The sequence below is a fragment of the Citricoccus muralis genome (genome assembly GCF_029637705.1).
Lineage (GTDB): Bacteria > Actinomycetota > Actinomycetes > Actinomycetales > Micrococcaceae > CmP2.
The window spans coordinates 2239761-2253032 of record NZ_CP121252.1 but is presented as its reverse complement, the minus strand read 5'-3'; the positions used below and the strand labels follow the sequence as shown (position 1 = coordinate 2253032).

Sequence of the window (13272 nt, the reverse complement as noted above, 5' to 3'; positions counted from 1 at the left end):
CAGAATCAACACGATGCCGCGCGCATCACCGCCACCCACGTCCAAAGCGAGAAACCATGAAACCAGGCAAGCACTTCACGCAATCTTCCAAGCTGCTCAACGTCCGCTATGACGTGCGCGGTCCGATTCTGGAGGAGGCGCAGCGCCTGGAGGCGGCCGGCCACCGCATCATGAAGCTCAACATCGGCAACCCGGCACCCTTCGGATTCGAAGCCCCCGAGGCGATCCTGAAGGACATGTACTCGAACCTGCCGCACGCCCAGGGGTACTCCGACTCCCGCGGCATCTACTCGGCTCGCACCGCCGTCTCCCAGTACTACGAGTCCCGTGGCATCCGCGACATCACGGTCGACGACGTCTACATCGGCAACGGTGTCTCCGAGATGATCTCCATGGTGCTCACCGCGCTGTTGGACGACGGCGACGAGGTGCTGATTCCTTCACCGGATTACCCGCTGTGGACCGGTGCCACCACCCTGGCCGGCGGCAGGGCCGTGCACTACCGGTGCGTGGAGGAAGAAGGCTGGGCCCCGGACATTGAGCACCTGGAGTCGCTGATCACCGAGCGCACCAAGGGCATTGTCGTGATCAACCCCAACAACCCCACCGGTGCGGTGTACTCCCGGCAGACCCTGATGGAGATCACCGACCTGGCCCGGCGCAACAATCTGGTGCTGATGGCCGACGAAATCTACGAAAAGATCACCTACGACGGCGCCCGCCACATCAACCTCGCCGGCCTCTCCGACGACGTCTTCACCCTCACCTTCTCCGGACTCTCCAAGGCGTACCGGGTGGCCGGGTACCGTTCCGGCTGGGTGGCCGTGTCCGGGCCGAAGCACCGCGCCGAGGACTTCTTGGAGGGGCTCACCCTGCTGGCCAACATGCGCATGTGCGCCAACGTTCCCGCCCAGCACGCCATCCAGACTGCGCTGGGCGGCTACCAGTCCATCAACGACCTGCTCCTGCCCGGTGGCCGTCTGCTCGAACAGCGCAACCTGGCCCAAAAGCTGCTTTCCGACATTCCCGGGGTCTCTGTGCAGCCCGCCCACGGCGCGCTCTATCTGTTCCCGAAGCTGGACCCGGAGATCTACCCCATCGACGACGACGAGAAGTTCGTCATCGAGCTGCTGCGTCAGGAAAAGATCCTGGTCTCCCACGGCGGAGCGTTCAACTACCCGAACACCGACCACTTCCGTCTGGTGACTCTGCCGTCGGTGGACGACCTAGAGGAGGGTATCGGGCGGATCGCCGACTTCCTGGAGGAATACCGTGAGCGCTGAGCCGCGCCCCGAGACCACCGAGGGCACCCCCAAAGACATTGCCGAGGTCGCTGGACTCGGTCCCTTCCACGCCGCCCTGCGTTCGTACGCGTTCGACGACGCTGGGGCGCTGCGCGACCTCGCCGGTCTGGACACCCGCGCCACCCCCGGGTTCGAGGGCAAGAAAAAGCACGGTCAGCGTCGCCTGGCCGAGGACTCCGCACGGCTCTCCGAGCTGCAGGAACTGCTCTTCGCCAACGCCGTCGGTGCCGGCCTGCGCACCTCGGTGCTGCTGGTCATCCAGGGGATGGACACCTCCGGCAAGGGTGGCGTGATGCGCCACGTCATCGGCGCCATGGACCCGCAGGGCGTCCACCAGGTCGGGTTCAAGAAACCGACCGCCGAGGAGCTGCAGCACGACTTCCTCTGGCGGATTCGCAAACACACCCCGCGCCACGGGGAGGTCGCGGTGTTCGACCGCTCCCACTACGAAGATGTCTTAGTGCACCGCGTCGAAGAGCTCATCCCACCCTCCCGATTGCAGCGACGCTATGGTTCCATCCGCCAGTTCGAAAAGGACCTGGCCGGCAACGGTACCGACGTGATCAAGGTGCTGCTGCACCTGGGCAAGGACGAGCAGTACCATCGCCTCTTGGCCCGGCTGGACAACCCGCGGAAGCACTGGAAATTCACCTCCGACGACGTCGACGCCCGCGAGAAGTGGGACGCCTACCGTGAGGCCTACCAGATCGCCCTGCAGGAGACCGACAAGCCCGAGGCTCCTTGGTTCGTGATTCCTGCCGACCGGAAGTGGTACGCCCGCCTCGCCGTCCAGCAGCTGCTCCTCGAACGATTGGGTGCGAAGAACCTGGAATGGCCGCAAGCGAATTTCGACGTCGACTTAGAGCGTACCCGTCTCGAAGCCACCCGTTGAGCGGGGCTTGTTGACCCCGGGTAGTCAGTGTTTGACTGAGCACCGTGGATAGCACCACGCAATGACCTAGCCGCACCACCCCAGGAGGTAGTCATGACCGCAGAACTGACCGGACACCGCATCGCCTTTCTCGCCACCAACGGCGTCGAGCAGATTGAGCTCACCTCGCCCTGGGAAGCTGTGAAGGAGGCGGGTGGCACCCCCGTGTTGGTCTCCCCGCAGCGCGACACTCTCACCGGCATGATCGGCGATTGGGACCACGGCGACACCTTCACCGTGGACCTGCACGTCTCCGAGGCGCGCGCCGAGGACTTCGACTCGCTGGTGCTGCCCGGCGGCACCCTGAATGCTGACACTCTGCGCGTGGATGAGGACGCACTGGGCTTCGTGCGCGGATTCTTCTCCCAGCACAAGCCGGTGGCCGCGATCTGCCACGCGCCCTGGATTCTGATCAATGCCGGAGTCGCGGAGGGCCGCACGCTGACCTCGGTGGCGAACGTTTCGCTGGACCTGAAGAACGCGGGCGCGGACTGGGTGGACCAGGAAGTCGTCGTCGACGCCGGACTCACCACTTCCCGCACCCCCGACGATCTGGATGCCTTCAACGACAAGCTCGTCGAGGAAGCCGCCGAGGGCAAGCACCAGGACCAGACCACCTGACCCTAGCCCCACACGTCCCACGATGACGGCGCCTGCACTCCACCACAGAGTGCAGGCGCCGTTCATCTTAACGTCCGTTATCCGCCGAAGAGGATCACGGAACCATAGAGCGCCATATTCTGTGCTTGGTCATGAGTTCACGCGATCGGTAAGACTCAGGTACTTCGAGTTGCTGGGGATTTCGTAGTCGTGCTTGACGGATGACCCGGTTCCATGGTTCATTAGTAGAGTAATGAACCACAGAGGTAGTGACCTCGCGTACGATGCTGACAGGCACGTGAAAGGTGGTGGGTGATGGACGATGGACGTCCTCTCTTCGTGCAGATCGCCGAGCAGATCGAGTCTTCCGTGCTCGATGGATCGCTGGCCGAAGACGAGCGCGCGCCGTCGACCAATGAACTCGCTGCTTTTCACCGCATCAATCCCGCCACCGCCGCCAAAGGGGTCAACCTCCTGGTCGACCGGGGGATCCTGGTCAAGCGTCGTGGCTTGGGCATGTTCGTGGCCTCCGGCGCACGCGAGATCGTGCGTCAGGAGCGCCGCACCCGATTCGCGGACCACTACCTCAACCCGCTGCTGAGCGAGGCGCGGGCCATCGGGCTGGACGACGACGCGGTGATCACCATGATCCGCGAACGCGACCGGTCCTGAACCGAGGAGAACACCATGTCGATCCACGACAGCCCGGGCGACGCCGTCTCCATCGAAGCGCGTCATGTCACCCGGCGCTTCAAGGACACCGTCGCCGTGAACAGCGTCTCGCTGAGCCTGGCGCGTGACCAGATCCACGGACTGCTAGGGCGCAACGGCGCCGGCAAAACCACCCTGATGTCGCTGCTGACCGCTCAGGACTGGCCCACCGAGGGGGAGGTCCGCATTTTCGGGCAGAGCCCCTACGAAAACGAGCAGGTGATGCCGAGTATCTGCTTCGTCCGCGAGGAGCAGCGCTACCCCGAGGACGCCCTGGCTCGGCACGCCTTCCGTGCGGCATCCGAAGCGTTCCCGCTCTGGAATGAGGAGCTGGCACAGCGGCTGATCGCTGATTTCCGGGTGCCCATGAAAACCCGGATCAAGAAGATGTCGCGCGGGCAGAAATCCGCCGTCGGCGTCATTATTGGCATTGCCTCCCGGGCGCCGATCACGTTCTTCGACGAGCCCTATATGGGTCTGGACGCCGTGGCTCGCCAGCTGTTCTACGACCGGCTGCTCGAGGATTACAGCGCCCACCCGCGCACTATCGTGATCTCCTCGCACCTGATCGACGAGATTGCCCACCTGATTGAGAATGTCGTGGTGATCGACGACGGCGCCATCCTGGTGGACGAATCCGCCGAGGAACTGCGCGACCGCGCTGTCACCGTGGTGGGGCGAGCCGACGCCGTCGCCCAGGTAGTGGGAAACCGCGAAGTGCTACACCAAGAGGAACTGGGCCGCATGGTGCGCATGACCGTGCTGGGAGCCCTGAGCGAGCAGGAGCGCCAGCTGGTGCGGAAACTGGACCTCGACCTGGTACCGGTCTCGTTGCAGCAACTGATCGTGCACCTCACCCGGCGGGCCGACCGCACGGAGCCCGTGGGCGCAGGGGTTTCCATGGATGCTGCGCTGTCCGACGACCTGACTCTGGAGGACCGGCGATGAATGCCACCGTGACCAACAACAACCATTCCCGCACCGACCACACCGACCACACGGTCGTGGCCGCGAGTGCTCCGGGCCAACGACCCGAACAGCGCTCGAGCTTTGCCCGGGTTCCCGCCGCGTTCCGGCTGCAGTTCGCGGTACCCTCCACGCTGATCTGGGTGCCGCTGATGGTGATGGGGCTCTCGTGGGCGATCGGCGTCGGCATCTTGCTGATGATTGATGCCCAGATCGACGACCGCAACCCGATCGAGGATCCGCTGATCGCACCGGGTGCGGCCCAAGCCACCATCTGGTGTTTGGCCTTCATGGCGGCGTACGCCGCGTCGCACACCTTCCCCTTCTCGATGGCGCTGAGCTATTCGCGTCGGGTCTACGTGCTGGGCGCATTCCTCGCCTTCGGGTTGGTCTCGGTCGGCTTCGGCGCCTTCGTGGCGCTGGGTGCGGTGATCGAGCGGCTGACCGACGGGCTGGGGCGGCACGTGTACGTGTTCGACGCTCCTGTGTTCACCGACAGTGCTGGAATCCTTGGCGTGAGCGTCTTGGGTGCTGTGCTGTGCCTGTTCTTTATGCTCTTCGGGTTCTTCTGGGCGATCCTGTACCGCCGGGTCTCCCTGGTGAACCTCTGGATCGTGATGATCGGTGTCGTCCTCGTGCTGCTGGCGTGGGTGGCCGTCGTGACCCTGCAGGAGGGATGGATGTCCGTGTGGCTCTGGTTCCTTGATCAGACCACGCTGACCTTGGCGGCGTGGTTCGGGCTCGGCGTCGTGCTGCTCGCCGTGCTCAACTACGCGCTGATCCGCAAGGCGACGATCTGAACCCACCGTGCAGTTGAACGCTGCCACTCTACGCATCACCCCGTCACCGGAGTATTCCGGGGCGGGGTGGCTGCCGGGGTGCAGGCCCGGCTGGATGGCTTCACCGTGGATGCCTTCCACTCACCGCGGGACCGGTCCGAGCTGCTTGGCGTGCCCGCCGCAGGGAAGATCGGCTACCGGGACACCACGGAATTCCTGCAGGACGCCACTCATATCTCAACCTTCGAGGCCGGGCACGAGGCACTGTGTGCCCTGCAATCCGCGGCCACGAATCCGCGGCGTGGTGCGAGGCGCATCATGTTCAATGGTGGCAATACGATGGCCGTACCTGCGTCGACAACGGGTGGTGGAAACCGAACCGGCCCACCCAACCGCGTTCAGGGTCCGATCAGTCGCGCCACGGGTCTGATCAGCCGGCGTTGTTTCCGTCCGCTGCCTCGGGTGATCCGCCCTCGGCCACCGGAACCTCGCCGCCGGCCTGAGCACGCACTTCGTCGAGTCGGCGCCGGGCACCGTCGAGCCACGCTTCACACCGCTGGGCTAGCGCTTCTCCGCGCTCCCAGAGGGCCAGCGACTCCTCGAGCCCGGCGCCACCGGCCTCCAGCCGGGCCACCGTTTCGACGAGTTCGGCGCGTGCCTGCTCATAACTCAGGGTCACCACATCGGAGACGTCAGCGGAGGAGAACCCTTCGACCGCCGCCTCGGCAGGGCCAGCTCCGGGACCGGGCTCGGGGTGGGCATCAGAATTCGCGGAGGTCATCAGGATCCTTTCGGTTCGGTGGGAGTCGTGCCCGAGGCGCTACCCGACACGGTGGCGGAGAGTCGACCGGCGGCCAGCAGAATGTCGAGCTCATCGCCGAGGCTGACGACGGCGGCGTCGCGCACCACCGCCGCGTCGTGTTGCACCACCGCATAGCCGCGGTCCAGAGTGTGCTGGGGTGACAGCGAGCGCACCCGGGCGCGCAGTTGGGTGACGACGTCGTGTTCGCGGCGCAGGGCACCGGTGAAGGTGAGACGGGCACGATCACGCAGACGCACCAGGTCCTCGTGACGCAGGGTGATCATGGTCTCCGGGGCGGCCAACACGGGCCGGGAACGTACCTGCTGCAGGTGCTCAGCTTCCTGCCGCACGCGCCGCTCCACCGCCGAAGCCAGCCGCAGCCGGGCGTCGTTGATGCGGGCGCGTTCCTCGCCGGCGTCGGGGACGATGCGCTTGGCCGCATCGGTCGGGGTGGATGCGCGCACATCGGCGACGTCGTCGAGCACCGGGCGGTCCGCCTCGTGACCAATGGCCGACACCACCGGGGTCTGCGCGGCCGCCACCGCACGCACGAGTGCTTCATCGCTGAACGGCAGCACCACCTCTTCCAGTGCGCCGCCGCCTCGGGCGATCACGATGACGTCGACGCGCGGATCAGCATCCAGCTCGGCCAGCGCGGCCATCACCTCGCGGGCCGCCGTCGGACCCTGCACCGCCACCGGGCGCAGCTCAAATTCAGCGGCCGGCCAGCGCAGATGCGTATTGCGCAGCACGTCCTTCATGGCGTCGGAATCGCGCCCGGTGATCAGTCCGATGCGCTCAGGCAACAACGGCAGCGGCTTCTTCAGTGCGGGAGAGAACAGCCCCTCGGCGTCGAGGGAACGCCGCAACCGCTCCACTCGGGCCAACAGGTCGCCCAGACCCACCGGGCGCATCTCGGAGGCAATCAGGTTCAGCCGCCCCGTCTTGGTGTAGAAGTTCGGCTTGACCGCCGCCACCACCCGGGCGCCCTGCTCGATGCCCGGGCCCAGGCGCGCCGCGGTGGAGCGCCACACCGTCACCGGCATCGAGTAATCCTCATCCAGGTCCCGCATGGTTAACCACAAGTGCCCCCGGGACTCCTTGTGCTCGATCAGCTGCCCCTCGATCCAGGTGGTCGGGGCGCGATCCAGGTAGGCCTTCAGGTTTTCGGAGAGCAACCGCAGCGGCCACGGGCTCTCGGCGGACGTTTCGCCGGCCATGCCGGGCACTGGCTCGGTCATCGGTGCTCCTCTCCGTGGTCTGGTCGTGCGGGCACTGCGTTTCCACAGTATCGTCTCAGTCCGACGTCGTATCGTAGAAACGGCTCTCGATGGTGAACCGTGCCGCGCCTGAGCCCCCACGACGTCGAAGGAGACTCATGCGACATGTTCTTGCCGCGTTGTTGGCCGTGCTCAGCGGGGTGCTCGCGGTGTTGGCGGTGGCCAGCTATCGCATCGACGCCGTGCTGCACACCCCGGAACCGCTCCAGCAGATCGCCGGTAGCTCGGCGGAGGGGCAGGCGTTGCGCGAGGCTGCCCCGGAGCTGGTGGGCTCTGCCGCTGGTCAAGCGCTCGAGGACGTCGCCCCCGGATTCGCCGCCGACATGGTGTCGCAGGTGACTGGATCGCTGGCCGGCAACATTGTCGCCGACGAGGGTTTTGATCAGGCCTGGTCGGCGTCCCTGGAGCAGACGCGCACCGGATGGGTGGAGCAACTGCGCGCCATCCGCACCGAGCTCGACGCCGGTCGTGAGGTGCCCGACGACGCCGCCCAACTGGACCTGGACATCGGCCCGCTCGCCCAGCTCTCCGCCGAGGTGCTGACCTCATCACTGCGCGACGCCGTCTCCGGGCTGCCCTTCGGGGATCAGATCGGTGCGATGATCGACGACGCGGTGGCCGAGGTGCCCGACGATCTGAGTGTGACCACCGGGTTCCCGGCCACCGAGGATGTGTCGCCGCGGCAGCTGGCGTTCGTCGAATCGGTCGTGGGGTACTGGATGTGGGCCGCCGGTGCCGCCGTCGTGCTGTTCCTCGTGGCCCTGATGGTCGCGCCCTATCGTGGCCGGTCGCTGGTGTGGCTCTTCGGTGGCGCTGCCGTGCTGGCCGGGGGAGCAGCGGCGCGCTGGTGGCTGCAGGAGCAGTTCACCCAGGCCACCACCGCGGCGGAAGGTACCGCGGAATCGGCGATGGTGGAGGCGTTGGTGGGCGGCTTTCGTTCCGTGCTGCTGCCCGACACCATGTGGGTGATGGTCGGCGGGGCCGCGGCGGTGTTCATCGGTCTGATCACAGCCGCCGTCACCGCCATGACCCGCCGCTGACCTGCTCCTGAATGGCTGCTGCCTGAACCTCAAGATAGCCTCAAGACGGCCGGCGGCGACGACGATGTGGTCCATATCACGCGCGGGGTGGGTAGACTCGGGGCGTCCCCGTCGATGTGGACCATCACGGGGCATGTTGCCGTCGACCGTGAGGAACCCCGATGAGCCCCCAGGAATATCACCCCAGTACGGACGAGCGGGAGCTTTCGCCCGGCGCGAAGACCCCACCGCTGGAACGCACTACCTGGCGACGTCGCGTGCTGGGCATCAGTTTGGGCCTGTTCGTCGCCGCCCTCCTGTTCTTCATCATGCCCGGCGACATCGGCGTCTGGCCGCGGCTCACCGCCGCCACCGCGGTGCTGATGGCGATCTGGTGGATGACCGAGGCCGTGCCGATTCCGGCCACCGCGCTACTGCCGCTCATCATCTTTCCGGTGTTGGTGCCGGCCGAGGAGTCTGACGGCGGCGTCAGCGTCGACACCATCGGCGCCAGCTACGGCAACAACGTCATCTTCCTGTTCATGGGCGGATTCATGCTCGCCCTGGCCATGCAGCGGTGGAACCTGCACCGCCGGATTGCGCTGCTCGTGCTCTCGCTGATGGGATCGAAACCGGCCGCGCTGATCGCCGGGTTCATGATCGCCACGGGTTTCTTGTCTATGTGGGTGTCCAACACCGCCACCGCCGTGATGATGCTGCCGATCGGTATTTCCGTGTTGTTGCTGGTCAAGAAGATCACCACCGAGGAGGACCCGAGCGCCTCGGCGCAGGGGGTGGAGCATCTTGACGGCGACGACGAGAGTGCGGCCAAGAAGCTGGTGCAGAAGTCGAATTTCGGTACCGCACTGATGCTGGGGATCGCCTACTCCGCGTCGATCGGTTCGCTGGGCACGCTGATCGGCACCCCGCCGAACGCCCTGCTGGCCGCGCACATGTCGCAGGAGCACGGCTTCACCATCGGCTTCGGCCAGTGGATGCTCGTCGGCGTGCCCATCTCGATTGTGCTGATGGTCGGCGCCTGGTTCGTGCTGACCAAGATGCTGTTCCGCCCCGAGATGGACCACATTCCCGGGGGCGCGGAGATGATCCGCGGCGAATACCGGAAGCTGGGCCCCATGTCGGCCGCGGAGATCCGGGTGCTGATCATCTTCATCACCGCCGCCGTCGCCTGGATCACGGTGCCGCTGATGTCCGAGTACCTGCTGGGCCTGGAGGATCCGTTCATTTCCGACGCCGGCATCGCCATGCTGGTGGGGCTGGTGCTGTTCCTCTGCCCGGCCGGGGCGTCCCGCGGGGTGCGCCTGCTGGATTGGGACACCGCGCTGGAACTGCCCTGGGGAGTGCTGCTGCTGTTCGGTGGCGGGCTGGCCCTGTCGGCGCAGTTCTCGGCATCCGGGCTCTCGGAATGGCTGGGCGTGCAGGTGCAGGGCATCGAGGTGGCCGCCTGGGTGCTCGTCGTCATTGCCGCCGTCGGTATTCTGCTGCTCACCGAAATGACGTCGAACACCGCCACCGCGGCGACGTTCTTGCCGGTGGCCTCCGGTGTGGCCATGGGCACCGGCATCGAGCCGCTGATGCTGTGCGCCCCGGTGGCCCTGGCCGCCACCTGCGCGTTCATGTTGCCGGTGGCCACGCCGCCGAACGCGATCGCTTTCGGTTCCGGCTATGTGACGATCGGTCAGATGGTGAAGGGCGGCGCGCTGATCAACATCTTCGCCGCCGTGCTGATTTCCGCGGCCAGCCTCACCCTGCTGATGTGGGTGTTCGGGCTGTCACTCTAGCCGGTCGAGGTAGCCGGTCACTCGAGGAGTTCGGAAGCGCTCAGCGAGCGGGGAGCCGAGTCGATGGGGCGGCTTGGCTCCTGCGCCGTCAGGGTGGAGTCCAACTCGTTAAGCCGCCGAGCGGTGGGCAGCAGGCGGGACTCGACCGAGCCGACCAGGGTGTTGTAGCTGTCCACCGATTTGCGCAGGCTGTTGCCCATGGCCGTGAGATGGGTGCCCACGGTGGCCAACCGTTGGTAGAGCTGCCGCGAAGAATCGACGATCAGCTTGGCGTTGTCCACCAGGTTCTCCTGCTGCCAGGAATACGCCACGGATTTCAGCGCGGCCAGCAGCGACACCGGTGACACCAGGGCCACGTTCTTCCCGAAGGCGTCGTCGAGCAACTGTGGGTCGGCTTCCAGCGCGGCCGCCAGGTAGGACTCGGCGGGCAGGAAGCACACCACCAGTTCGGGCGAGTGCTCCAGGGCCGACCAGTATTGTTTTTTGGCGAGCTGGTCCACATGCGCCCGCACGGCTTTGGCATGCTCGGTCATTAATTCACGACGGCGCTCGGCGGCGTCGGGTGCCTGGGCGAGCTCTTCGGCGGCGAGCACGGCGGCCAGTGGGGCCTTCGCATCGACGGCGAGGGTCTTCTCCCCGGGCAAGTACACCAGCAGGTCCGGGCGCAGGGCGCCGTCGTCGCCGCGCAGATGCGCCTGTTCGGTGAAATCGGTGTGACGCAGCATGCCCGCGGCCTCGACGATGCGTCGCAGCTGCACCTCACCCCAGTGACCGCGGGCGGAGTTGGCGCGCAGCGTGGCCACCAGCGCCTGAGTGTTGCGCAGCAGCGCGGAGTCCGTGTCGGAGGCGGTTTTCAGTTGTTGGGCGAGCTGGCCGTATTGGTGCTGCCGGTCCCGCTCCAGCACGCGCACATGGTGGCCCAGATCCTTGATCTGCTGGGAAAGCGGGTTCAGCTCGCGCAACACATCGGAGTCTTGCCGGGCACGACTTTGCTCCTGGGTGAGCGCCCGGTCCAGCATCTCACTGCGGGTGCGGGCCTCGGCTAGCTCGGTGCGCAGCTGCTCGGCCGTCGCCCGTTCCTCTGGGTTCTCGGAGAAGCGGCGCCACGCGATCCAGACGCCAAGCGCGGCGCCGAGTACAAGACCGGCCAGAGTGCAGAGAAGGATCACCAGAACGTCCATGAGCCCACTGTCTCACAGCCCCCGGACACGATAACGACGGCGCGGTCAACGCACGTTACAACCACCCGTGGGACTGGGCCTGGCGTGCGGCCTCGGCCCGGTTGGTGGTGCCGGTCTTGCCGATGGCCGCGGAGAGGTGATTGCGCACGGTGCCGGGGGAGAGGAACAGCTGCGCGGCGATCGCCTTGACCGAGGCCCCGGTGAGCGCGGCCCGCAGCACATCCGCCTCGCGTTCGGTCAGCGGGCTGGCGGGTATGCTCAGCGCTTCAGCGGCCAGCCCCGGATCCACCGCCCGGCCCCCGGCATGCACGGTGCGGATCGCGGCAGCCAGCTGCTCGGCGGGTGCGTCTTTCACCATGAAGCCGCGCGCTCCGGCCGCCATGGCCCGCTGCAGGTAACCGGTGCGGCCAAACGTGGTCAGAATCAGCACTGCTGGTGGCTGTTCGAGGGTGGCGGTGAGCGTTTCGGTGGCGGTGATCCCGTCCATTCCGGGCATCTCGATGTCGAGCACGGCGACGTCGATCCGGTGTTCCTGTACTGCCGCGACGAGCCCGGCACCGGAGGATTGTTGGTGGATGACGTCGAGATCGTCTTCCAGATTCAGTAACGCAGCCAGCCCGGCGCGCACCAGGTGCTGATCGTCGGCCAGCAACAGCCGGATCAGCTCTGACGGGCGCTCTGACGTCGGTTCAGAAGTCGGTGCAGGGGTCACAGTCTCGCCTCCACGCGGGTTCCGGGTTCCAAGTCCACCAGGCGCAGGGTGCCGCCCACGGCTTCCACGCGACGGCGCATCCCGAGCAGCCCGTGATGCTCGCCGATCGCCCCGGTGCCAGTCCCGGTTCCTGTGCCCGCGGCGCCAGCCCCCGTGCCGGGGCCAGCGTCGGCGCACTCCGCCGGCAGGCCGACCCCGTCGTCGTCGATCCGCACGATGACCTGCCCCACGTCGTCGCCGTCTACCACGCACACCGTGCACCGCTGCGCCTCAGAATGCCGGATCACATTGGTCACGGTTTCGCGCAGCACCCAGGCCACCACCTGCTGCTGCATCAGGGTCAGTGCGGGGAGCTGTTCCGGGCGCCGCAGCTCGATTCCGGCGGCGCACAGCGACTGCTCCGCCTGGTCCAACTGCTCGAGCAGATCCGGCTGGCGCAGATCCGTCACGGTCGCGCGCACCTCCGACAGCGACCGGCGCGACAGGGCCAACACGTCGTCGAGCTCTCGCTCTGCCGCCTCCGGGTCAACCCGCAGCAACCGGCGCGCCAGCTGGGTCTTCACGGTGACCGTGGTCAGCGAATGTCCCAGGAGATCGTGCACCGTTCCGGCCAGGTCCTCCCGCTGTTCGGCGAGGGCCAGCCGCTCCGAGTTCACTCGCTGCCGCTCCTCCAGCTCGATGCTGATTCGCACCATCACCAGGATCACGGTGGGGATCCCGATGGCGGGCAACAGCCAGGACTCGTACGCCTCCAGCTGCAACGCCACCACGAGGGAGGTGACGACGACGGCGATCAGGGCCACTGCCGCCAGCCCGGTACGCAGCCGGGAGCTGAACAGCCACAGCGCCATCAAAAACGGCACCATGTTCACCACCGCATACAGGGTGGACATCATCATCACGAACCCCAGACCCACCAGCACGACGGTGTACGCCAGGGTGTTCGCGAACCGGGGCAGCCCGGTCAACGGTTCCGGGTGCAGGAAGCTGTACAGGTAGATCACCACGAAACTCGGCAGCGCCACCCAGCCGGCCACCTGCCAGTACACCGGGGCAGCGGAGATGATGAACCCGTAGACGGTCCACCCCAGGAACAGCAGCCAGATGCCCGCGCTGAACAGCGTGTTGATCTTCTCCTCGCGGGTGGCGGGAGGCTCTAGCAGGCCCGATGTGGTCACGGTTCCG

At 66.5% G+C, this 13272-nt stretch carries 13 protein-coding genes; 8 read left to right on the top strand and 5 right to left on the bottom strand.

The features are described from left to right. Positions 1-56 precede the first annotated feature (56 nt). The 6 genes from P8192_RS10245 (at position 57) to P8192_RS10220 (ending at position 5312) form a co-directional block, all read left to right on the top strand. Positions 57-1283 (top strand): pyridoxal phosphate-dependent aminotransferase, encoded by a 1227-nt coding sequence (locus P8192_RS10245; RefSeq protein ID WP_270104770.1) that lies wholly within the window; start codon positions 57-59, stop codon positions 1281-1283. Next, positions 1273-2196 (top strand): PPK2 family polyphosphate kinase, encoded by a 924-nt coding sequence (locus P8192_RS10240; protein ID WP_278156792.1) that lies wholly within the window; start codon positions 1273-1275, stop codon positions 2194-2196. Before P8192_RS10245 ends, P8192_RS10240 begins: the two co-directional genes overlap by 11 nt. A gap of 93 nt (positions 2197-2289) precedes the next feature. Then, entirely contained in the window at positions 2290-2856 is a 567-nt protein-coding gene (locus P8192_RS10235; protein WP_278156790.1) for a type 1 glutamine amidotransferase domain-containing protein, read from the top strand. 291 nt (positions 2857-3147) lie between these two features. Continuing rightward, a complete protein-coding gene (locus tag P8192_RS10230) occupies positions 3148-3507 on the top strand; it encodes a GntR family transcriptional regulator (protein ID WP_270104774.1) in 360 nt (119 codons plus the stop codon). A 15-nt stretch (positions 3508-3522) separates the two neighbouring features. After that, positions 3523-4494: an ABC transporter ATP-binding protein gene (locus P8192_RS10225; protein WP_278156787.1), complete on the top strand. Its 972-nt coding sequence runs from the start codon at positions 3523-3525 to the stop codon at positions 4492-4494. Further along, entirely contained in the window at positions 4491-5312 is an 822-nt protein-coding gene (locus tag P8192_RS10220) for a hypothetical protein (RefSeq protein WP_278156785.1), read from the top strand. Before P8192_RS10225 ends, P8192_RS10220 begins: the two co-directional genes overlap by 4 nt. A 409-nt stretch (positions 5313-5721) precedes the next feature. On the opposite strand, the gene P8192_RS10215 is transcribed toward P8192_RS10220, so the two are convergent. Beyond that, positions 5722-6072 carry an exodeoxyribonuclease VII small subunit gene (locus tag P8192_RS10215; RefSeq protein WP_278156783.1) on the bottom strand — a complete coding sequence of 117 codons (351 nt, stop codon included), beginning with the start codon at positions 6070-6072 and terminating at the stop codon, positions 5722-5724. Beyond that, complete coding sequence (gene xseA / locus P8192_RS10210) at positions 6072-7334, bottom strand: exodeoxyribonuclease VII large subunit (RefSeq protein WP_278156781.1); 1263 nt, start codon at positions 7332-7334, stop codon at positions 6072-6074. Before xseA ends, P8192_RS10215 begins: the two co-directional genes overlap by 1 nt. Before the next feature lie 137 nt (positions 7335-7471). Here xseA and P8192_RS10205 point away from each other — a divergent pair, with 137 nt between their 5' ends. Further along, positions 7472-8413: a hypothetical protein gene (locus tag P8192_RS10205; RefSeq protein WP_278156779.1), complete on the top strand. Its 942-nt coding sequence runs from the start codon at positions 7472-7474 to the stop codon at positions 8411-8413. Between the two features lie 161 nt (positions 8414-8574). Then, positions 8575-10194 (top strand): SLC13 family permease, encoded by a 1620-nt coding sequence (locus P8192_RS10200; protein WP_278156777.1) that lies wholly within the window; start codon positions 8575-8577, stop codon positions 10192-10194. Between the two features lie 17 nt (positions 10195-10211). Here P8192_RS10200 and rmuC read toward each other — a convergent pair whose 3' ends face one another. Genes rmuC through P8192_RS10185 form a run of 3 tightly spaced genes read right to left on the bottom strand, consistent with a single transcriptional unit; the run spans position 10212 to position 13265 of the window. After that, positions 10212-11375: a DNA recombination protein RmuC gene (rmuC, locus tag P8192_RS10195; RefSeq protein WP_278156776.1), complete on the bottom strand. Its 1164-nt coding sequence runs from the start codon at positions 11373-11375 to the stop codon at positions 10212-10214. 55 nt (positions 11376-11430) lie between these two features. Further along, complete coding sequence (locus P8192_RS10190) at positions 11431-12087, bottom strand: response regulator transcription factor (RefSeq protein ID WP_278156775.1); 657 nt, start codon at positions 12085-12087, stop codon at positions 11431-11433. Next, positions 12084-13265, bottom strand: coding sequence for a sensor histidine kinase (locus tag P8192_RS10185; RefSeq protein WP_278156773.1), 1182 nt, complete (start codon positions 13263-13265; stop codon positions 12084-12086). Before P8192_RS10185 ends, P8192_RS10190 begins: the two co-directional genes overlap by 4 nt. Positions 13266-13272 lie beyond the last annotated feature (7 nt).